The 21,983-nt window shown below is 51.5% G+C and carries 17 protein-coding genes, 6 tRNA genes and 1 pseudogene; 13 read left to right on the top strand and 11 right to left on the bottom strand.

The genetic code is table 11. The features are described from left to right. The first annotated feature begins 155 nt into the window (after positions 1-155). From GTO91_RS16675 to GTO91_RS16630, 9 genes and pseudogenes are all read left to right on the top strand, one after another. Positions 156-926, top strand: a complete 771-nt coding sequence (locus GTO91_RS16675) for a hypothetical protein (RefSeq protein ID WP_161259857.1) — start codon at positions 156-158, stop codon at positions 924-926. A 198-nt stretch (positions 927-1,124) separates the two neighbouring features. Next, positions 1,125-2,186 (top strand): geranylgeranyl reductase family protein, encoded by a 1,062-nt coding sequence (locus tag GTO91_RS16670; protein WP_161259856.1) that lies wholly within the window; start codon positions 1,125-1,127, stop codon positions 2,184-2,186. A gap of 1,119 nt (positions 2,187-3,305) precedes the next feature. Beyond that, a complete protein-coding gene (locus GTO91_RS16660) occupies positions 3,306-4,007 on the top strand; it encodes a response regulator transcription factor (RefSeq protein ID WP_161259860.1) in 702 nt (233 codons plus the stop codon). Then, a complete protein-coding gene (locus GTO91_RS16655) occupies positions 3,982-6,201 on the top strand; it encodes a sensor histidine kinase (protein WP_161259854.1) in 2,220 nt (739 codons plus the stop codon). The genes GTO91_RS16660 and GTO91_RS16655 overlap by 26 nt, the downstream gene beginning before the upstream one ends. A 564-nt stretch (positions 6,202-6,765) precedes the next feature. Then, positions 6,766-7,496 (top strand): annotated as a pseudogene (locus GTO91_RS16650) (AAA family ATPase). A gap of 862 nt (positions 7,497-8,358) precedes the next feature. Further along, on the top strand, positions 8,359-8,541 hold the full coding sequence (locus GTO91_RS16645) for a hypothetical protein (protein ID WP_161259853.1): 183 nt from the start codon (positions 8,359-8,361) through the stop codon (positions 8,539-8,541). Further along, complete coding sequence (locus GTO91_RS16640) at positions 8,538-8,921, top strand: hypothetical protein (RefSeq protein ID WP_161259852.1); 384 nt, start codon at positions 8,538-8,540, stop codon at positions 8,919-8,921. Before GTO91_RS16645 ends, GTO91_RS16640 begins: the two co-directional genes overlap by 4 nt. Before the next feature lie 27 nt (positions 8,922-8,948). Further along, a complete protein-coding gene (locus GTO91_RS16635) occupies positions 8,949-9,353 on the top strand; it encodes a DUF5412 family protein (protein WP_161259851.1) in 405 nt (134 codons plus the stop codon). Positions 9,354-9,467: 114 nt separating this feature from the next. Further along, positions 9,468-10,385: an AraC family transcriptional regulator gene (locus GTO91_RS16630; RefSeq protein ID WP_235919668.1), complete on the top strand. Its 918-nt coding sequence runs from the start codon at positions 9,468-9,470 to the stop codon at positions 10,383-10,385. Positions 10,386-10,521: 136 nt separating this feature from the next. Here GTO91_RS16630 and GTO91_RS16625 read toward each other — a convergent pair whose 3' ends face one another. From GTO91_RS16625 to GTO91_RS18280, 6 genes are all read right to left on the bottom strand, one after another. Then, the gene (locus GTO91_RS16625) at positions 10,522-11,028 is read right to left on the bottom strand and encodes a DUF6803 family protein (RefSeq protein ID WP_161259850.1); all 507 of its coding nucleotides are present in this window, start codon (positions 11,026-11,028) and stop codon (positions 10,522-10,524) included. Between the two features lie 90 nt (positions 11,029-11,118). Beyond that, the gene (locus tag GTO91_RS16620; RefSeq protein ID WP_161259849.1) at positions 11,119-13,080 is read right to left on the bottom strand and encodes a methyl-accepting chemotaxis protein; all 1,962 of its coding nucleotides are present in this window, start codon (positions 13,078-13,080) and stop codon (positions 11,119-11,121) included. Between the two features lie 255 nt (positions 13,081-13,335). Continuing rightward, entirely contained in the window at positions 13,336-15,300 is a 1,965-nt protein-coding gene (locus tag GTO91_RS16615) for a methyl-accepting chemotaxis protein (protein ID WP_161259848.1), read from the bottom strand. Between the two features lie 467 nt (positions 15,301-15,767). After that, positions 15,768-15,844 (bottom strand) — tRNA-Val (locus tag GTO91_RS16610). 9 nt (positions 15,845-15,853) lie between these two features. Then, positions 15,854-15,928: transfer RNA gene (locus GTO91_RS16605), tRNA-Arg, on the bottom strand. 82 nt (positions 15,929-16,010) lie between these two features. Continuing rightward, on the bottom strand, positions 16,011-16,397 hold the full coding sequence (locus GTO91_RS18280) for a hypothetical protein (RefSeq protein ID WP_235919667.1): 387 nt from the start codon (positions 16,395-16,397) through the stop codon (positions 16,011-16,013). A gap of 223 nt (positions 16,398-16,620) precedes the next feature. On the opposite strand from GTO91_RS18280, the gene GTO91_RS16595 reads away from it, so the two are divergent. Next, entirely contained in the window at positions 16,621-16,884 is a 264-nt protein-coding gene (locus GTO91_RS16595; protein ID WP_161259847.1) for a hypothetical protein, read from the top strand. A gap of 144 nt (positions 16,885-17,028) precedes the next feature. Here GTO91_RS16595 and GTO91_RS16590 read toward each other — a convergent pair. From GTO91_RS16590 to GTO91_RS16575, 4 genes are all read right to left on the bottom strand, one after another. Next, positions 17,029-17,103, bottom strand: a tRNA-Arg gene (locus GTO91_RS16590). A 2-nt stretch (positions 17,104-17,105) separates the two neighbouring features. Continuing rightward, positions 17,106-17,179, bottom strand: a tRNA-Gly gene (locus tag GTO91_RS16585). A 1-nt stretch (position 17,180) separates the two neighbouring features. Further along, positions 17,181-17,267: transfer RNA gene (locus GTO91_RS16580), tRNA-Leu, on the bottom strand. A gap of 11 nt (positions 17,268-17,278) precedes the next feature. After that, positions 17,279-17,355 (bottom strand) — tRNA-Pro (locus GTO91_RS16575). A gap of 143 nt (positions 17,356-17,498) precedes the next feature. On the opposite strand from GTO91_RS16575, the gene GTO91_RS16570 reads away from it, so the two are divergent. Continuing rightward, positions 17,499-18,428, top strand: coding sequence for an NAD(P)/FAD-dependent oxidoreductase (locus tag GTO91_RS16570; protein ID WP_328793832.1), 930 nt, complete (start codon positions 17,499-17,501; stop codon positions 18,426-18,428). Positions 18,429-18,502: 74 nt separating this feature from the next. Here the strand turns inward: GTO91_RS16570 and GTO91_RS16565 are convergent, their stop codons facing one another. Next, positions 18,503-19,261 carry a hypothetical protein gene (locus tag GTO91_RS16565; protein ID WP_161259845.1) on the bottom strand — a complete coding sequence of 253 codons (759 nt, stop codon included), beginning with the start codon at positions 19,259-19,261 and terminating at the stop codon, positions 18,503-18,505. 232 nt (positions 19,262-19,493) lie between these two features. Between GTO91_RS16565 and GTO91_RS16560 the strand changes: the two genes are divergently transcribed. Both GTO91_RS16560 and glnA read left to right on the top strand, forming a co-directional pair. Further along, positions 19,494-20,114, top strand: a complete 621-nt coding sequence (locus tag GTO91_RS16560) for an adaptor protein MecA (RefSeq protein ID WP_161259844.1) — start codon at positions 19,494-19,496, stop codon at positions 20,112-20,114. A 174-nt stretch (positions 20,115-20,288) separates the two neighbouring features. Next, positions 20,289-21,617 carry a type I glutamate--ammonia ligase gene (glnA, locus tag GTO91_RS16555; RefSeq protein ID WP_161259843.1) on the top strand — a complete coding sequence of 443 codons (1,329 nt, stop codon included), beginning with the start codon at positions 20,289-20,291 and terminating at the stop codon, positions 21,615-21,617. Positions 21,618-21,983: the final 366 nt, after the last annotated feature.

The raw sequence follows: 21,983 nt of genomic DNA, 5'->3' as shown, positions 1-21,983 counted from the left end.
ATTAGATTTCAAATACGATTCCTTTTCTTTTTTCACCCCAGGTCCATAGTAATAATACACTGTGGACCTGGGCTAATAATGCTACATAATAGGATTGACAAAAGAGATTTTTTGTTATATTTTGCAATCAGTAATGATAATGGGGGGGTATTTATGTGATCTATTTCAAACAAGGCTTATTAAGTTTTTTTTTAATCCTAATTGCTGGTTTGTTCTTAATCAGAATAGCCAAAGTTAAATTATATAAACTTCGACTCACAAGAGACCGCAATAAAGTATTGTTTTATTTTGTTTTATTTTTTTTGTATTTATCCCTTTTTCAGTTTGCCCTTATGTCGTCCATATTTGGGGAACATGTTTCTTGTCGGGTTGACTCATCCCCATTAACTGAGATCAAACAAGCTAATGATTTTATTACTTTAAAAAGTTTAAGGGATGCCGGAATATCCGGTTCCTTTTTCTCCAACTCGGAATTAGATGACGGTTACTCTCAGACAACCGGAATTATCGAAAAATTCGAAAGAAACGGTAGTTCGTTTTATTTATATAGAAGCCGTGAAGATGCACTTAGGGCATATAATAAAGAAATGCGGTTTGCTCGCCTATTCCCTTTGAATCCATTCTGTATTCAAGAACTGGAGGATACGCCAAACTATAAATTTTTATCAAGTTATGTAACAAGCGAACGGGACTTACCGCTGTTTGGGATGACCGATTTTTGTTCGCGAGGTGTGGTTTTGCTTGTTAATAATTTAATGGTTACTATTACGGTAAATGAAGAATGGAGAGACCTTGATTCCAATATAGTTGTGGATAATTCTATCATTCGTATTCGATCATGGTCTTATATTCCTTCACCCATTTTAAATGAAACGCTGAGAGATACCGTAAATATAATAACTATACTGAACTCTAGCATCGGCTGATCGGGCTTGTAAATAAATTTGTTTAATTGGACTTTTCGTTGACACCCCAGGGGACTTGATGGTGGCCATGTCGGTCAATCTGATGGCGTCCCGGACGCCCCTATACTTGATTCGCAAGTTTTAGGAAAACACGGATATAATTTAACTGTATGATTGACGTTCTCCGAGTAACCGGAATGAAAAGGAGGTCATTCTGTGATGGAGTACGACGTCGTCGTTGTCGGCGCAGGTCCGGCAGGGCTATCGGCAGCCATTGCGGCTGCCTGTCGGGGCGCTAAAGTGCTCGTCCTTGATCAAAAGAAGCGGATTGGTTTGCCTGTACAATGCGCCGAAGGCGTACCGAAGGACATTCTACGGATCGTGGATATTGAGCCGGTACATATAGCTGGACAAATGGCTGGTGGAAAAATCTATTTGCCTGAAGGGGCGTTTCCATCTCCCTTTACGGGATTCGTTTTACACCGTGATCGTTTTGAAAAAACCTTGGCCTATTGGGTCGCCCGTAAAGGCGCCCACATTCTTGTCGGGGCCAAGGTGACTGGGCGCAGTTCGAATGGGATCGTCGTGCAGCAGGGAAATCAACCATTTGAGGTCAAGGCGGAAGTGATCATCGGGGCGGACGGTCCTTACTCGCAAGTGGGTCGATGGATGGGGCAGACTCATTCCCATTTTGGTACCGCCATACAGTGTGAAGCCATCGTGGATCATCCGGAAGAATGCATCGGCCTTCATTTTGACCGGGCCTATAGGAGCGGTTATGGTTGGGTCTTTCCCAAAGAGAAGCTTGTCAATGTCGGGATTGGCACGTGGAAGCCGGCGCCAACGAACCTCATGTGGGATTTCCTGAAAAAGCTGAAGATCCCTCGCACGCGGATCATCGGCTGGACCGGGGGAGTGTTACCCGCAGAGGGTCCGCTGCCGCAAACGGTGAAAGAGAATATGATGCTGGTCGGAGATGCAGCCGGTCAGATTTGCGCCTTTACCGGGGAGGGCATCCGTTTTGCCTTAGTCGGCGGCTTGCTTGCCGGCCGCTATGCGGCTGAAGCGATTGGCAGCGGGAGTCTGCGACGCTTAGCGGCGTATGAAGAGCATTGGCGAGAATTGATGTTGCCCGGTTTACTCGATGCCTTGGAGCGGCGTCGTTTTGCCGATGATCATTGGGATAGCGATATGCCGTTTCCGTTACTGATTCAGCGAGTCTGCAAGATGATCGATCTGCCGCCCGATTTGCCCAGTTGGCAAGAGGAATTGCGTTTATAACATCGTTTACTCTATTGACAACTTCCGCCAGGAATAAAACCTTCCAGGATAACTCCACCGGAATTACCGGTCTGTGAATTGAAGGGACGTATGAATACCCTTGAATTTGGTATAACCGACGCAACGGTTGGAAGTTCGACTCGGGAAGACCAAGTCGGCGGGTCTTCAGGGGTGGCGAATAACTCGTTGCCAAAACCGCCGATATCGGGTATACGTATTTCTCCAAAATACCTGTCAAAATTGCCGAATACGGTAGGCTGCGGCAAGGTGGCCGTAAAGCTCACCGCCTGACCGCCTCTAGGGCCAAAGTTCACAAGAGCGACCCCACTCGTTCCGAAGGGCACACGCCCTCGGGGCTGCAACAGCGTACAGCATGGGTACGTGATGAGACCGGGAACACAAAGGACATCACCTGGAAATAACAAATTGGGATCGGGGATATGCGGGTTGTTGACGGCAAGCGCTTCGATTCGTACTCGGAACATTTGAGCGATGGTATAGAAGGTGTCTCCTGGAAGAACGGTATATCGACCCAGAAACGCTGGAGGACAGCTCAATGGAACTCGTTGAGTAATATGGTACGGCACCGTTATCGTCCCCCTACACAATGCATTTGCAAGCAATATATGCCAGCAATTTGATTTGTGCGAGGGGGAAGATTTTTTCTGTTGGGAGGTACGTTCCAAGGGGATACCGCCGAAGTTGCCATACACTTTGAGGGCCTATTGGCTGTTAATTTTTCCGAGAATCTGAAGGCCGGTGACACCCTGCGTCTTCCGGGCAAGTCCGTGTATCGCTTTTCGGAGGATAAAATCGCATATATTGCGGACTACAGCTAATTCGCCTACAGCAAGAATCCACTTCACATATTATTGAACGTGTGTTAAAGCGAGTACCGATGAGGTAAGGCATCAATATAAAGCGATCTCACCGAAACAGGTGAGGTCGCTTTTTTCGCGCAACAACAGAAATGTCAGAAAGCCTTAAGAAATCTATGTGATCTTTCTTCATAATTACCTTTTATAATTCATAACAGGGAGACAGCCTACACAGCGACGCCAATCAGCGAAACCGAGGACGGATAAGCGAAGAAGCAACGTTTTAAAGGAGGTGACGGTCATCGACTCCTACAGCGTTTTAGTGGTAGATGATGATCCAGATATCGTGGAAAGCTTGTCCATCTACCTCCGTCATGCGGGCTATGATGTTTTAAAAGCCTATGACGGTGTGCAAGCTCTGGAGATCATCAATACGAAGCCGGTTCATCTCATGCTCATGGACATCATGATGCCGAAGTTGGACGGCATCCAAGCGACAATGAAAATTCGGGAAGAGAAAAACATTCCCATCATTATCGTATCGGCCAAATCGGAGGATATGGATAAAATCCACGGCCTCACGGTGGGGGCGGACGATTATGTCACCAAACCCTTTAATCCCTTGGAACTCTTGGCAAGAGTCAAGTCGCAATTGCGGCGATACACCAGCCTGGGGAATCTGGACCAGAGCCACGCGGCTTCCAAGATCGTCATCGGCGGATTGCAAGTCGATCCGGAATGCAAAAGCGTGACGGTGGATGGAGAATTCGTCAAGCTAACGCCTCTGGAATACGGCATCTTGGAGCTTTTATGCAAGCATCCCAACCGGGTTTTCTCTGCGGAAGAGATCTACCGCCGGGTGTGGAACGAAGAGGGCTTTGTCAATGACAACACCATCGCCGTCCATGTGCGCCGGATTCGAGAGAAGATCGAGATCAATCCGAAGGAACCGAAATATTTGAAGGTGGTGTGGGGTGTTGGATACCGAATTGAAAAAAATTAGCCGCTCACCCATGGTAAAAGGGTTTGCTTTTTTGCTGGTGGTGGTCAGTTTTGGCATCGCCGCCACCATGTTCGCGAACCTAGTGAAAAACGTGGACAGTCTGGAAGTGTTATCCGAGCGGGACTATGCCAATTCAAGTGAATTATCGCGATACCAGCAGCGCTTTCTGGCCGATCTGAATCATCTGCTTGCCTATGGAAATGAAGAAAACATCAAAGCCGGCAACAGCATCAGTAAAACCGAATTCGAGGTTCGAAAGCGGCAACTCTTTGACAATTGGTATGCCGAGCAGCAGATAGAGCGCTCTGATCCGTCCCATGACGAAGAACCAAGCCTTGCCACGGTGGAAAGCAAGCTGCTGAAATCTCCGTTGATCAAAAATACATTTGAAAAGGAAATGGCCGGAGAACTGGCCGACCTTCGTCAAGAAATGATTGACAGCGAGTTTCGGGAGTATCGTTCCCTTTTACAGCGAGTGCGCAATCAAGTGGGCCTCTACTACTACGCGAACAACGGTGTCGTTACCTATAGCAATACGGATCAAAGAGACCGAAGCTACTTTGCCGGATTCCAAGCCTACTATGTCGTGGATAAAAGTGTCTCAAAAATCTACCCGATAAACAAAAACAACGTAGGGTTCTACGGTTCCCCTTTCGACTACTCGCCAAATAACACCATGTACGTGGCTGTCAACGATGAGTACCTAGCGCAAAAGCAGCAAGAATGGGATCGACAGTATGATCATCTGCGCTACGGCATCAGGGTCATCGTGGGCGCTGTCCTGCTGATCAGCATCGGACTCTTTTACCTGATCTGGGAAACCGGAAGGGGGAACGATGGACAAACCATACAGGTTCCACTCATTGACCGGCTGTACACGGATATAACGCTGCTCGGTATCCTTGCCGTGGTATTCACGTGGGCGGTTCTCCTGTTCCAACTGATACAAAGCAACCTTTTGGCTGCGCCGCTGCTCTTCGTAGACTTCCTGCGGCCGGATTTCCTGTCTGCCACGCTGTTGAGCATGATCAGTTGCAGCCTGGGCTTAGGGTTGCTGTTATCGTTGGTGCGGCGCTTGAAAAACAGGAGCTTCGTCAAGGAGAGCTTGACCTATCAGGTGGGCTCAAAAATCTGGAACATGATCCGGACTGTTCTCACTTCCGGTCCCCTCTTGATAAAAATCGCCGCGGCCATCGTGGTGTTGGTGGCAGCCGTAGCCCTTTTGTCCGCCTTGATTGTTAGAGCCGATTCGCTGCTGGCGTTTCTTTCCCTCCTGGTGCTTGGCGCGCTGACGGTCTTCGTCGTGTATTCCGCCATATCCGCAGTCAGACCGCTGCAAGTGATCATGGACGGGGTGCAGATCATCAAAGAGGGACAGTTGGATCATGAGATCCGAATCCACGAGAACAGCCTCTTTGCTTCGCTGGCCAAAGACGTCAATACCTTGGCCGATGGACTGAAGCGCGCCTTGGCCAAAGAGATCAAAGCGGAAAGAATGAAGTCCGAGCTGGTGACCAACGTTTCCCACGATCTGAAGACGCCGCTCACTTCGATTATTACCTATGCCGACTTGCTTTCCAAAGAAAATCTGATTCCAGAGGCGGCCAACGAATATGTGGCTGTCATCAAGAAAAAGAGTGAACGGTTAAAACAGATGACCCAGGACTTGTTCGAGATCTCCCGGGTGCAGAGCGGCAACATTACCATGGAGATGGAACGCATCGACTTGGCGGTGTTGGTCAACCAATCCCTGGCCGAATTGGAAGAACAGATGGAAGCGTCAGAACTGGAATTCAAAGTGAACGCCCAAGAGGGCCAGGTCCTTGTCCTGGCCGACGGAAAACGGCTCTCCCGGGCGCTGGAGAATTTGATCCAGAATGTGTTGAAATACGCATTAGCCAACACGAGGGTCTATCTTACCGTATCGGCCGATGAAACCCATGCCTATGTGGAATGCAAAAACATCGCCAACTACGAGATGAATTTCAATGCAGATGAAATTCTGGAGCGCTTCGTCCGGGGGGACCAGGCGAGAACCACCGAGGGCAGCGGGCTCGGGCTCGCCATCGCCCAAAGCAATGTCGCCGCTTGCGGCGGAGTCTTAAAAGTGACTGTCGACGGAGACCTGTTTAAAGTGTTGATCACGATGAATAAGGCTTCGTCAGATGGGGATGAGGTAAGAAATTCCCCCTGAGATAGGCATCCGTATGCAGCGATCTCACCGGATTAGGTGGGGTCGCTTTTTTGGTACGTCGTGGATGCCGAGTGAAACCTGATAATATTTTTCTGTAATATCATCACCATCGGAAGATAATGGCGTTTGTTCGCCGAATCCTTTACTCAATATCATCGTAACCTCCATAAATCGTAACAATGATCAACAGGACAAAAGGTATCAAGATGACAGAAAGAGGAAATGGAACAAATTTCAACACCCATAACGCTCCGCAGATAGTCGCGATGGTAAGATAAAACACCATGTCGTCCATATCCCACTTTTTCCGGTTTAGGACTACATGTAAGTAGCCGATTGGTGGTAAAATCATACATATTGCTAAAATGAAGTTTTTTCTTAGATACCAAGGCACGTAATGCGGGCTCCTTTCGCTCAGAGTGATGAACAGATTTTTCCCGGCAGCGACTTTCCCTGTCAGTGACATTTTGGTTATGCCAACAAAACCATACCCTTTATATGGGATTTATCTGTATTATAGCACGATAATGTTTGTTGTGCGTTTCTGAGGAGAAGGGTGCAAATATGCTCTCAGGAAATCAAGCAAGTTATCTCCGCAGCATTCGCCTTCGTCAAAATGAGGTGCCTTCTTTTGCGGAGTATCCCTTTTCCCTGCCTGCGGTAAAAGGATTAAAGGAACTTCAATTCCACCCCAAAGTCACCTTTTTCATAGGTGAAAACGGTACCGGAAAGTCTACCTTGCTGGAGGCCATTGCTGTCGCTTTTGGTTTTAATCCGGAAGGCGGATCAAGGAACTTCAACTTCGCGACAAGAGATACTCACTCAGAATTGCATCGCTTCCTGACGGTTGTCAGCAACTATCGAAAGCCAAAAGATGGATATTTCTTAAGGGCAGAAAGTTTTTATAATGTGTCGTCGACCATCGACGACCTCAACGTGATCCGATCCTATGGCGGCAAGTCACTCCATAAACAGTCTCAGGCGAAGCCTTTTTTTCTACCTTTATGAATCGTTTTGGCGGACAAGGGCTTTATCTGCTCGATGAACCGGAGGCAGCGCTCTCCCCCAGTCGTCAGATGGCGATGATATCACGCATCCATGATTTAGTGGAGCAGGATTCGCAATTCATCATCGCGACACACTCTCCGATTATCATGGCCTATCCCGAGGCGACGATCTTTCTGTTTTCGGAAAGCGGTATTGACATAGTTGCGTACGAACAGACGGAGCATTACCGGGTAACGAAAGAATTTTTGATGAACAGAAAAAAGATGCTAGATATATTGCTGGAATGAGCACAAGGAAGAACCGCCCGTGAGAGGGCGGTTTGTTCTCGTTTTCGAAGCTGTTTCGAGGAATCGTTGCTGAGACGGAGCGGGTTGTCAATCCCAAGAAGGATTATGATGAGATTTATAGAATTTATTTACATTCACAAAAACCTTGTGAATGAATTATCCATGAATTCCATGAAAAGTCGACCAATTCCTTTAGTGTTATTTCGTAGTCTGGACCCAGTTCTTTTCTGATTTTCTTGACCAGGGTATGTCCATCCCGGTTATGTGTTTCTCTAAAAGCGAAAAAACCATCTTCCGTCAACGGGTGGATCATCGTTTTATGAAAACGACACCCCCATTCGTTTAGTTCATGTTTCAGGGCATCCGACAATGGCAGATCGCACAAATCAAAATTGTAGTTACATGTTGAGCACCATAAAGGATCCGTTGCGAATTCTGCTTCAAGACGTAACGAACGGCTTTTTTCAGGGCAGTTACATGCGAGGTGAGGCAATTCACACCATTCCCTTTATTTGCTTTCCATCCATATTATAGCACGTCTTAAGCGCGTTTATGGTGAGCGATGAAATGGCTAGCAAGTTCTATCGGATAGGTCGGGAGTGCAATGGTTGGAGGTAATTGTGTGACGAGAGGCGATTCCCTCAAATCAGAACGCGTAGGAATGCTGACAAGCGCGATTACGGTCATCATGTTTGGGGCGCACGAAAAAGTGGAATTTAATTTTCTCGCCGGAATCCTATTTGTGCTTACCTTGGGGAGAGCGATATGGCTTTATCGGAAGCAGGGAAGGATCTAGAATCTGCACTCGTCTCTCTATGTATGTCTCTGAAGATTGAAGATTGAAATTAGAAGGTGAGCGATGATGAGCTATAAGACAGCATCGGTATCGATGATAATGCTGGGCACTGCTTTCATGCTCTTCGCCGCAACCGGAAAAAGTCTCTTTGAGTACGCCCCGACGGTTGGCTGGCTTGGAAACCTCTTTTGCTTTTTACTGGCCATCCTTTTTCGCAAGGCGGCCCAACGCAGAGGGGAAGTGCGGTGAAGAACAGAATTGTCAAAGCGAGTATCATCGGCATCGTCTTGATGAGCGTCTTTTTATCGGCGACAACAGCCGATGCGTTAGGCGACTATAATTATGGGACGATGTATGCGGTTGTTCCCGTTGACCCTGATCATCCCGAAAATGGCGCGATCCAAGTGATCTGCTTGGTCCAGCGTTTTTTTGATCGAATCATTGACGTTGAACCCAAAGTTAGGGCGGAGAAAATAAACGGTAATTATCCCTGGGAGTTTGAAGTGGTGAGCTATTCACTGATTGCTCGAAAAAAAGATGCCTATGGCGTCGTTATAGACGGCGTAGTGAACGTTAGGAACATCTACACCGGTGTATATATAATTGTTAGAGTGTATGAAGAAGTTTGACGGGCGAGCTTATCAGGAGGGTTTCCTTTGACTTTAGAAGAATCCCGCCAAATTCGCGCCGAACTGAGAAGAAAGCTTGCGATTGGATGCTTATTGCCAATGGTCATTGTTGCAGTGTTGCTGCTGACCTTTGGCTACATAATGTTTTTTACATTGCGCTTACTACCCGAAGGTCATTATATGACTGAAACGCAGTCTCCAGACAAATCGTACACGATACGATTTTACATCTGTGATGACGACCCATTGTCAGCGGATAGTATTCGCGGTGAGTTAATGAATAATCAGACGAATGTAAAAAAGAACATTTATTGGGAGTATCGATTTCGAGAATTGCATGTAGACTGGATAGATAATGACACAGTGCTCATCAACGGTCACCGGCTTCGTCTTCCTGGAGATACTTATGATTGGAGAAGAGACAGCGAGTAAAAGGAGAACCGGCGGACACCGTTTTCATGGGCCAAGGGGAAAGAAGCGCAAAGCAGGTCAAGATCCTTTTCCAGTGAAAATGGTACCCTTTCATCAGAAAGGAGGTGATCGCGAATGCGAGAAAAGGTGTACGCGGTGCAGCGGATGCAGGACTATGTCGAAGCGCATCTCCAGGCGCCGGTAAGCCTGGACCAGTTGGCGTCAGCGGCGGGTTATTCACCGAGTCATGCTTCCCGAGTCTTTAAGGAACTCGTGGGCATCCCCCCGTTAGAGTATCTCCGCGCTCGCCGCTTGTCCCAAGCGGCGCTTCGGTTGCGGGACACCCCCAGCCGCGTGCTTGAGGTTGCCTTAGACGCCATTTTCGAATCCCATGAAGGTTTTACGCGCGCCTTCTCCAAGCAGTTTGGCATCACGCCGGAGAATTACCGCAAACATACGCCGCCATTGCCGTTGTTTATGCCGGGCAGCGTTCGCGATCAATACCTCCATATGCTGAAAGGGGAGAAGACGATGAAAGAGAAGGCCGATACCTGCACCATCTTCACACAAGTCGTCGAGCGACCGCAACGGAAGCTCATCCTCCTGCGCGGTCGAAAAGCCGCCGATTACTTCGCTTACTGCGAGGAAGTCGGCTGTGACGTGTGGGGGATTTTGTGCAGCCTGAAGGGGGCCTTGTATGAGCCGGTCGGGATGTGGCTGCCGGAAAAACTGCGCAGGTCTGGCACCTCTGTCTACGCGCAGGGCGTGGAGATGCCTGTTGACTATGCCGGCCCGATCCCGGAAGGCATGGAGATCATCGATCTGCCGCCCTGCAAGATGATGGTGTTCCACGGACAACCCTTCGCCGATGAGGAGATGGAACAAGCCATCGGATCCGTCTGGAACGCCATGAAGAACTTCCGGCCCGAGTCCTTCGGCTGGCAATGGGCTGATGATGACGCGCCTCGGATTCAAATGGTTCCTTTGCCTGAACGCGGTTATATTGAAGCGCGGCCGGTCCGGGAACGGGATGAAAGAAAGACGACCTTCTAGTTGTCGATTCGCGATCCCGCCGACACAGGCGAGATCGCTTTTTTGATTTACCGGACGGTGGCCTTTGAACCTGTGATTGTTATAAGGTCTTTAAATAGGGAAAGCCAAGGACAATCGTCCCTGGCTTTTTGTGTGATCAATGCATCGAATGCGGCGGCATCGCTTGAGACGAAGGCGAACTCATCAGCAGGGTCGGGTCTAACATGCCGAAGATCATGGCGACATGGGCGACGACAAGGAAAATGGCGACGAAGGTGGCATGCAACTTCAGTTTCGCCTCTTCATCACGTTGTTTGCCGATGAGTTTCAGGTCGAGAAGCGCCATTCCCAGAAGGGGAATGATTCCGGAGAGATAAAAACCGACGGCGATGACGTCTGCTGGTCCGCGCCACTGACCGCTCATGGTAAGAGGAATGACGGCGGCGTTCATGAGATATACGAATACACCGAGGAAGTACACTCCGCCGACGATACTCGCGACTTTGTTGATCTTGCGAAGCAAACCGCTGCACTGGCGGTTAAAGAGAATGAACAACTCCGTAATGGCGACAGTTTCCGCAAGGATGACCGGGATCGCCATGAACAAAATCAAATTCCAAGGTTGATTTACAGCAAGCAGTTCCATATAGTGTGTCATTGCCATTGTCGTATGCTCCTTTCAATTGCTTAATAGGAGCATACCAAAAACTTGTGAAAGAGTTATGAAGCAAAGGGTTGTCTGCTTCTGATGGAGTTATGTAAGCCGAAATCTCTCTACCACACCCTGCGACGACTGCGCTACTTCCATCAGCTTATCCGCCGAAGCCGCCACTTCTTCCGCCGACGCAGCGACTTCCTGGGCGATGGCCGTCACCGACTGGGTGGACGAAGCGGCGTCCGTCGCCTTCTCATAGAGCAACTGCAGGGACGTGGAAGCGTTGACAGCCATAGCCACCTGCGAATCGGCCCCTTCGATGACGCTGTCGAAGCGTCGCATCTGTCCTTTCAACAGTTCCACCATATCCCGCAACCGGTCTGTGTTTTCCTGCGACTTCCGGTGCTCCGCATCCGCCAGCCGGTGACCTTCGTCGATTGCTGAGACGGTGGCGTCGATGTCGGCGCGGATTTCGGCGATGATGGTCTGAATCCGTTGCGCCGCCTGGCGGGACTGTTCCGCTAGTTTTCGGATCTCGCCGGCGACGACGCCGAAGCCGCGGCCCTGCTCGCCGGCTCGGGCCGCTTCGATGGCGGCGTTGAGAGCGAGCAGGTTGGTCTGGTCGGTGATGTCGGTGATCGCCCGGATGATCTCTTCGATCCCTGTGCTCTTGGCATGGAGTTGGCTCGTTGTCTCGGCGCCCTGGCGCATCGTCTCGGCCGTTGTCTCTGAGAGCGCCTGCGCTTCCTGCAAGGAGGCCGAGATCGTCTCAGACAACCGGGTCAATCGATAGCCTTCCTCTGAGGCGGTTTTGCCTTCTGTAGCGATATCCTGGGACAGTCTCGTCAACAAATCCATCTGTTCCACTGTCAGAGACAGTTGGCGCGTCTGTTCCAGCAGCGTGTTAGCAATCTCCTCATTGCTGCGAGCGAGGTGGTCCGCCGCTTTCGCCGTCTGCTGACAGGTGCTGTTCAAGCTGACCGATTCCGTATTGACGAGACGGGAGGATTGATGAATCTCGCTGATTAACTGATGAAGCCCTTGGGACATCGCCAGGAAGGAATCGGCTAGTTGGCGGATCTCCGGCTCGCTGTAGGCGGTGTCGTTTCGGTTCGCCGTCAGATCGCCTGACGCCAGCTTGCGGGCCTGCGCGCCCATCGCCTCCAAGGGGGAGGCGATGCGACGGGCCAGGAGGGTGGAGGTGACGAGGGAGAGGGCGATCATGCCGGCAGAGAGGCTGAGGAGTATGTACAGCAAGCGGCGGATGGGGTCGAAGAGGGTCTGCTCATCATCGCGGATCAGGATGGTCAGGTTTGTAAAGTCGGAATGCATCAGGGTGGCCACATAGCGGGCGCCCGCTTCCACATAGTCGGCTGCTCCTTCGGCGCCGGCGGCGGGAAGGGGATAGGCGTCGGTTGCGCCGGCCTTGAGCCCGTCGGGATGGTAGAGCAGTTTTTGCTGGCTGTCGACGATGATGATCTTCTTATCAGCTGAGGTGTCCAGTTCCTGCATCCGCGTGATAAAGGAACGGATTACGTCATCGACACGCAGGTAGCCGGCTAGGACGCCTACCAGTTGGCCCCCTTCAGTGATGGGCACGGCCACTGCAAGGATTGGTTTGCCCGTGACTTTGCTGATGGTCGGCACACCGACGGCAAAAAGTTTTCTTTCCTTTAATATCGCTTTGGTGTAATCCCGGTCGGCCACGTTGACTTTGGCGCCGTTGTTGGAACGGGAGATCTGCATCCCTGACATATCGATGACGGCGATGGCGTCCATGTCCGGAAAGACGCTGCCGAAAGATTCCAGGAGCGGCTTTTGCTCATCCGGATTCATGCCCTTGATTTTCGGCTGACTGGACAGTTGTTTGAGCAGGTTTCTTCGCTCTTCAATTGACTTATTTAGGTCCTGGAGCATGCTGTTGGCCCATTGCCCCTGCCGCTGGCGGATTTCCAGCTCCAGCGATGCGCTGACTGTGGAATAGGAGGTATATCCGAGAAGCAGGAGCGGGAGCAGGGAGAAGAGGACAAAGCCGGATATGAGTTTGCTTTTGAGCGACATAGGGATTACCTCCTTTTTTCGTGCTTTTCGTTTTTTGTCCTTGTCTTTTTTCTCGTTTTTTCTGTGGGTGTTAGAGTCGTAGATGCAAAAAAAGAACAAGTATATTTCACAATACACTTGTTCTCGCCTTCGAGAAAGTATGCCCTTGCACATTTGCTGGGTATGGTTTTATATTAGGGCTTTTCCTATAGCGCGTCAAGGAAAAAAAACACCCCGAAGGGTGTAAGAGGGCATATGCAGATGAATTTGAATATCTCATCCCTGAAGACGAAACTGCTCCGCCAGCGCCTGCGACGATTGGGAGACATGCATCAGTTTATCGGCTGAGGCGGCCAATTCCTCTGACGAGGCGGCCACTTCCTGAGCGATGGCGGTGACGGCCTGGGTGGAGGAGGCGGCGTCAGTCGCTTTTTCATACAGGTGCTGCAAAGAGGTCGATGCGCTGACCGCCATGGAAACCTGGGCGTCGGCTCGCTCGATGACACTGTCGAAACGGCCCATTTGCCTTTTTAACAGATCGACCATATCGCGCAGCCGCTCCGTATTTTCGCGAGATTTTTCATACTCCGCGTCGGCTAGCCGGTGACCTTCCTCAATGGCATCGACGGTGGCGTCGATATCGGCGCGGATCTCGGCGATGATGGTCTGAATCCGTTGCGCCGCCTGGCGAGACTGCTCCGCCAGTTTTCGAATTTCTCCGGCGACGACGCCGAAACCGCGACCTTGTTCGCCGGCCCGAGCCGCCTCAATCGCAGCGTTCAAGGCGAGCAGGTTGGTCTGGTCGGTGATGGCCGTAATCGCCTGAATGATCTCCTCAATCCCCGTGCTTTTATCATGCAGTTGGTTCGTCGTCTCTGCGCCTTGGCGCATCGTCTGGGCCGTTGTTTCCGAGAGGACCTGCGCTTCTTGCAGGGATGCGGCGATCGTCTCGGACAAATGGGTCAAGCGGGTCCCTTCTGCCGAGGCCGATTTGCCTTCCGTCACGATGGCTTGGGAGAGCGCCGACAGATCGGTCACCTGTTCCACCGCCCGGGAAAGCTCTCGTGTCTGTTCGAGCAGGGTGTTGGCCACTTCCTCGTTGCATCGCGCCAGGTGGTCCGCCGCTTTGGCCGTTTGCTGGCAGGTGCCGTTCAGGTTGACCGATTCGGTGTGCAACAAGCGGGACGATTGACGCATCTCACCGATGAGTTGGTGCAGTCCCTGAGACATCTCTTGAAAGGCCTCGGCCAGTTGCCGGATTTCCGGTTCGCGGTAATCCTGATCGTTCAGTTGAACCGTCAAATCGCCGGAAGCCAGTTTCCGGGCCTGCTCGCCCATCAATTGCAGGGGAGCCGTGACGCGGCGGGCCAAAAAGTTGGAGATCACGAGGGAAAGGACGACCACACCGGCCGACAGGCCGAGGAGTATCGACAGCAGGTTGCGGATGGGCGCGAAGAGTAGGCGCTCATCGTCGCGGATCAGGATCGTCAGATGGGTGAAGTCAGACTGCCGGAGTGTGGCCACATATCGCGCGCCGGCTTCTGCATAATCAGCCACGCCGTGTTTATCGGCGGCGGGGAGGGGGTAGACGTCGGAAATCTTGAAGTTCTGCCCGTCCGGGTGGTAGAGTATCTTATTCTGGCTGTCAACGACGACAACCTTTTGATCCGCCAAGGGATCCAGTTCCTGAGAACGGGTGATGAAGGATCGGATCACATCGTCGATGCGCAGATAGCCGGCTAAAACGCCGACGAGTCTGCCCCCGTCGGTGATGGGCACCGCTACAGACAGGATGGGCCGTCCCGTCACTTTGCTGATAGTCGGGGCGCCGACGGCGTAGGGTTTTCCTTCCTTCATAATCGCTTTGACGTAATCACGGTCGGCCACATTCACTTTCGCCGCGTTGTTGGACCGGGCGATCTGCATCCCCGTTCCATCGATGACCACAATGGCGTCCATATCGGGAAAGACGCTGCCAAAGGACTCAAGCAGGGTTTTTTGCTCTTCCGCGTTCATGCTTTGAATTTTCGGCAGGCTCGCCAATTGTTTCAGCAGATTCCGCCGTTCTTCGATGGAACGGTTCACGTCTTGCAGCATGTTGTTAGCCCACTGGGCTTGCCGCAGACGGATTTCATGCTCCAGCGCGACGCTTTCCGTGACATAGGAGGTGTACCCCAGAAACATCAGCGGCAACAGCGAGAAGAGAACGAAACCAACGATGAGTTTTGTCTTCAGGGTCATACGAATCCTCCCCATTCTTGTGTCCGGCCTAAAAGATACGTTTTGTTGGGCAAAAAAATAACAAGTAATATTTGAAAAATATAACTTGTTGATGCCTGTGAGAGGACCCGAAATACGTTTCAATTTGTCGATTAAGAAAATTGTAATGTTATTTAATAGTTTAGTCAAGGAAACAACAAGAAGCGCTTGTATAATTTGTAAAAAGAAAAAAGTTTTGAACGCGATGGTTCAAAACTCTCCAAGGAAATCCTTTTTTAATAGGCGCAAGCGGAACCGGGAGAAACGGGCCGTTTCTTGCGAAACAAACTGCCCTTACGCACCCTGTGGGCAGACAGTAAAAAAACGGTGAAGTATCCCTTGAATCTTTTGCTCATTGCGCTAACCCTCCTTATGGTTTCGTTAGAATCGCTTAGGGAATACAAAAAAAGTTTTGAACCGTAAGGCTCAAAACTCTTTCTCACTGCATATGGTGGGCGATAACGGAATTGAACCGCTGACCTCTTGCATGTCAAGCAAGCGCTCTAACCATCTGAGCTAATCGCCCTTGTGAAAATGGTGCGCCCGGCAAGAATCGAACTTGCGCACCTGGTTCCGGAGACCAGCGCTCTATCCACTGAGCTACGGGCGCCTATTAGCGACAAACAGTAATATACCAAAATCATTGCGCTCTGTCAACAGCAGTTTTTTCCGGGGGAAAAGAGAAGGCAGGATCAATCCTGCCCCTGCACATCGTTGATGCCGTAACGAAAGAAGTGATTCTTAAAGTGCTGAATCGTTTTTTCGCTGACACCGAACTCCTGGGCCATCTCCATGTCCGACTTGTCGGCGGCCACACCGGCGATGAATTTATCGAAGTCGACGCCCATCTCATGGGTCTTGTCGACCAGACTCTCTCGCATCCCCCAGGGCGCGCCCCGTGTGGAGAATTGGCTGATCTCCTGAACCCCCAGTTCTCGGGGGCGGACCCCTTGTTCGGTGACGTGTCCGTACAGGTCCGAACGAGCGTCCAGGGCTACCCGGGTCGCCGAGCCGAGATCTTCGGGAACAAACCTATCCGGTAAAGGACGCTGGTCACCTTTGCCTTGCGAGCCCCCCATGATTTTCCCTCCCTTGACCGTCGTGTTCATGGGTAGTATCGGGTGGAGCGTCCAAACCTATGCCGCCAAAAGAATTGAAATTTTTGACGAAAAAAGCAGGAAAAACTCAAACATCATCATAATATCTAAAATAATTTGACAATCAGAAGAAAAAGGTTCCAGTAAGAATAGTGGAATCGGGTATGTCGCCGATAGAAAAGAGATGTAGGCAGGTGGGAAGGCAATGTCACCCAAATTCGAACCGGAACATTACATCAGCCCAGGAACAGCCCATCGGTGTTTTGGCGTGGAGCCGGAGGCGCTCAAGCAAATGGTGCTCAAAGGCGTTATCCCGGGGCAGGTCGAGAAAAACAGAGTCCGGATCAAGGAAGATGAACTGATCCGGGCCATTGGGGAAGGGCTTATCGGTCAATCGCCCCGTTTTTTGGGGATGTACGACGGCAAATTGAAAGAGGTCTTTCCCGGAGTGTACCGCACCGTCGTTTGAACCCAAAAAGAAAGAGCGCCATCGTCTGTTGACGGCGCTCTTTCGCTTTTGTCTGCCTGTCGTTTCCTAATTATTATATGCGGATGATTGCGAACAAATGCAATCTAAGGACGTTTTTCCAGGAAGCCCTTCACCTAGGGGAAATGGTGCGCCCGGCAAGAATCGAACTTGCGCACCTGGTTCCGGAGACCAGTGCTCTATCCACTGAGCTACGGGCGCGATGGAGCGGGTGATGGGAATCGAACCCACGTATTCAGCTTGGGAAGCTGATGTTCTACCATTGAACTACACCCGCATGGTGCGGTCGAGAGGACTTGAACCTCCACAGCCTTGCGACCACTAGAACCTGAATCTAGCGCGTCTGCCAATTCCGCCACGACCGCCCAGAGAAAAATGGTCGGAGCGACACGATTTGAACGTGCGGCCTCTACCACCCCAAGGTAGCGCTCTACCAAACTGAGCTACGCCCCGACAATTTGTCACAAAAAATATTATATATCAGACGGAGGCTCTTTGTCAAGAAAAAGGGCCGTGATAAAATTCGCCATCAGATTTTCCGCTATTGGCGGGGAAAGCTAAGCACTGTAAATCCTTGAAGGGCTGGTGACGAATGCGTGCGCTTCGATATCATCGTCATAGGTTCTGGAGCAGCAGGCTTGTCCACGGCGATTCAACTGGCCCGTTACAACCATTCTGTGCTGGTCTTTGACGGGGGGGAAGGCCGGACTTCCTGGGTCCCCAAGTACCATAACCTGCTGGGATATCCTCAGGGGATTTCGGGGAAAGAACTATTGCGCCTCGGTCGTGAACAGGCCCAACTGTATGGGGCGGAGATCGTCAAGAGCCAGGTGGGGCGGATCGAGAAGACAGAGGACGGCGATTTTTCCGTCACCACCAGCAGCGCCGATTACCGCAGCCGCTATCTTGTCTTCGCTACGGGGTTGACCGACTACCAGCCGGAGATCCCCAACCGCTACGAGTTCGCCGGCCGTTCCCTCTATTACTGTCTCGACTGTAACGGCTTTGAGTTCATCGGCCAGAAGGCGGCCGTGCTGGGACATAGCAAAAGGACCATCCTCAGCGCCTTCGCCTTGCTCGATTACACCCACCATGTCTTCATCGCCACCAACGGGCAGCCGCTGGAAGGGCGTGAGGAGTATGGCGCTCTCCTCAAGGAATACAACATCGACGTGATTGAGACGCCTGTGGAACGCTTCCAGGGAACGCCGGGGGAAAAGGGGAAGCTGAAGGTCCTGTCCTTTCAAGACGGTTCGGTCCGCGAAGTGGACGCAGTTCTCTCCACCTATGGCACCCGGGCCAACAGCAAGCTCGCCCAAGACCTGAATGTGGAGGTAAATGAGACGGGCCACATCGTCGTCAACGAGTTCATGGAAACAACGGTTCCCCACATCTACGCTGTCGGCGACGTGATCAACACAACACAGATGCTCGTCTTCGCCATCTGTGAAGGGGTGAAGGCAGCCATGATGATCCACCGCTCCATGGAATCGAAGCGACAGCGGTTCCCGGCACGGGGCGAGTGATTTCGGTCAGAATTGAAAAAGAAGGGTGACGCCCCGAACACGGCGTCACCCTTCTTTTTTTCGTCCCTAACCGTTCAGTTCGGTTGGGCCTGGTCCGCCACTTGCGGTTCGTTCCTCTGCAGCGTTTCCGGTAGAGGCGCTTCCAGCGAGAGCGTATCGCGAACAGGGACCCGCATCGTCCCCTTTCCTTCGTAATGGAGGCGATATTCCTGCTGCAAGCCTTTTAAACCGTTGAACACCGCTTTTTCCCCGTATAACCAGCGCAGCATGCCGGGTACTTCATTCTTGATCGTTTCCACGCAGATCGGATTGCCCATCTCCTGCAAGCGCTCCAGTTGCAGGAACACGGAGGACTTGATCTCTTCAGGGGTGCTTCCCCAACGAATGCGCTTCCCTGGCGCCCAGCTAAGGGGAGTTGGCCGGGTGCTGATGTCCGCTCTTGATGGTGTTCCGGGATGCTCTGACTCCAGACGTTGAATCCGCCGCCGCAGTTCCCCCGCTTCTCCTTCAAATCGATTGAGGGCTTCGATGAGGATGGAAGTGACCGTGTTCAATGTCTCTTCCGTGGCATGTCGGTACTGTTGGTACTGTTCGTCCATGCGACGAAGGATCATTTCTTTTAATACAGGGGAAGATTGCAGACGGGAAATCAAATCATCCAGATGGTATTCTTCGATGCTCCCAGGAGAACGATACTCCTTCCCAGACAGGTCGGCCGGCGTGATCATGGTGCCGACCAGCCCCCGTCGCCCTTTTTTATGATGGATGCCTGTCGCTGCCGCTTTTTTTTCCCGGATCTCCGTTGTGAAGATTTTGCGTATCTCGTCAGACATGGGTGGCTTCCTTTCTCTCCTTGAACGTGTGCTTAGACAATAGAAGGGGGGCGGGAAAACAATTTTATCAGAACATAAAAAATATTCAGAAAAAAGCCTTTTCCGCTGGAAGGGAATCGTTTATAATAAGCCACAAGACAATTCGACTAGTGAACGAGCATATATCTAGTTAAACGAGAAAAAATTTTCAATAAACGAACAGCGCCAAGAAATATGAGGGGGTTGGTTGGCAATGCGGATCGAAACGCTTGGCGAAGGTCGCATTCAGGTGCTGGTTTCTACAGAGGATTTGTCACAACGGGGGATAAATATTCGCGACCTTTGGCAATACAACCCCAATGCGCAAAAGTTTCTCTCCGGTGCGCTCCGGGAAGCCGTGGACAACGGTGTCCTCCAAATGCCCGCAGGGTCCGTGTCTGTGGAGGCGATCGGACTGGTGACAGAAGGTGTCGCCGTCATTCTGACCTTACACAAACCGGCCATCGCCACCTGTCCGACGATTGAACCGGCTCCGATCCAAAGGGAAGAAAACGAGGGCGCTTCAGTCAAAGCGACGGAAGTGGCCTATGTATTCCGTAGCTTTGAAGATCTGCTTTCCGCCTGCCGGCGCTTAGCCGACAACGAACTGGGCCAGGGCAACCTGATCCATTTCCAGGGCTCCCTCTACCTGACCCTTCCCGTCGAGGGGCTGCAGGAAAGATCGGCTCCGATGCTCTTGAGCGAGTACGGAGAAAAAAGCCCTTACTCACCCCTATTTTTCACGGAACATGGTAACATCATACGCAAGGGCGACGCGCCGCGCTTTATTGTCGAAAAGTTTGGCCAAAAAGAGGGCTACCGAAAAACAGGATAATTTTTTTGCAGCAAACTACTTGTCTCCCCGTCGATTCTTGCTTATAATGTAGACGAAATCGAAAATGTCACAACGGAGTGACGACTGGGCAACGACGCTTTCTCATCTTGACCTCTGTCAAGATGAATGAAAGCGTTTTTTATTTGCCCATACTTACGTGAGGAGGTTTGAAACATGGGTTATACCAAAGAAGACGTCCTTCGCATGGCCCGCGAATTTGACGTCAAATTCATCCGCCTTCAGTTCACCGACATCCTCGGCGTCCTGAAGAACGTGGCTATCCCTGTGGATCAACTGCAAAAGGCGCTCGACGGCGAACTGATGTTTGACGGTTCCTCCATCGACGGCTTTGTTCGCATCGAAGAATCGGACATGTACCTCCGTCCCGATCCGAACACCTTCGTCATCTTCCCCTGGCGTCCCCAAGACGGCGCTGTCGCCCGTCTGATCTGCGACGTCTACAATCCCGATGGCACCCCCTTCGTCGGCGACCCCCGCAACGTGCTGAAGTCCGTTCTGGCTGAAGCCGCTGAGATGGGTTACACCATGAACGTCGGTCCCGAACTGGAATTCTTCCTCTTCCTGACCGACGCCGAAGGTAAAGCCACCACCATCACCCATGACAAAGCCGGTTACTTCGACATGACCCCCATTGACCTCGGTGAAAACGCCCGCCGCGACATGGTTCTGACCCTGGAGCAAATGGGCTTTGAGATCGAAGCGTCCCACCACGAAGTGGCCGCCGGTCAGCACGAAATCGACTTCAAATACTCCGATGCCCTGGATGTGGCCGACAAGATCGTCACCTTCAAGTTCGTCGTCCGGACCATCGCCCAGCGCCATGGTCTCCATGCCACCTTCATGCCCAAGCCGATCTTCGGCATCAACGGTTCCGGCATGCACACCAACATGTCCCTCTTCAAAGACGGCAAGAACGCTTTCTATGATCCGACCACCCCGGATCAACTGAGCGAAACGGCCAAGTACTACATCGGCGGCCTGCTGAAGAACGTCCGTTCCTTCGCCGCCGTCACCAACCCCACCGTCAACTCCTACAAGCGTCTGGTCCCTGGCTACGAAGCTCCCTGCTATGTGGCCTGGTCCTGCCGCAACCGCAGCCCCTTGATCCGGATCCCCGCCAAGCGCGGCGCCTCCACCCGGGTCGAACTGCGCAGCCCCGATCCCTCCTGCAACCCCTACCTGGCCCTGGCCGTTTGCCTCAAGGCCGGTCTGGACGGCATCAAAAACCAAATCACGCCGCCCGCTCCTGTGGATGAGAACATCTACCACATGGATGCCGCCCGTCGCGCCGAGATGGGCATCGCCAGCCTGCCCGCCAACCTGGCCGAAGCCGTCGACGAGCTCGAAAAGAGCGAAGTCATCAAAGAGGCCCTTGGCCCCCACGTCTCTGAGCGCTACGCCGAAGCGAAACGGGGAGAATGGGATTCCTTCCGGATTGCCGTCCATCCCTGGGAAGTCGAAGAGTACCTCACCAAGTACTAAGTCGACGGTTTATGTCCCAGAAGCAAGCCGTTCCCTCATTGGAGGGGGCGGCTTGCTTCTGGTTGTTTTCGCGTTGAGGTGATGCGGAAAATGTTGCGCAGTCTAATTGATATGTGCAACGTTGTTATGCCGTAGACACTGTGCGACTGCTGCCATATCGGTTAAGTGATTCGCTTTATATAAGGTAGAATACGGTAGAAGATATAGGTCACGAACTTGTTGAGAACTTTTTGTGATTTGGAAAAAAATACTTGTTGCATTCTCATTCCCACTGTGTAATAATAATCAACGTCGCCGCTGCGGTGCGGTAAAAACTACCGCGAATCGGCAGGCGGCACGGCTCATAAAATTGGTCCTTGAAAATCA

It is taken from the genome of Heliomicrobium undosum, from assembly GCF_009877425.1.
GTDB classification, from domain to species: Bacteria; Bacillota; Desulfitobacteriia; order Heliobacteriales; family Heliobacteriaceae; genus Heliomicrobium; species Heliomicrobium undosum.
This window is presented reverse-complemented; position numbering and strand designations above follow the sequence as displayed.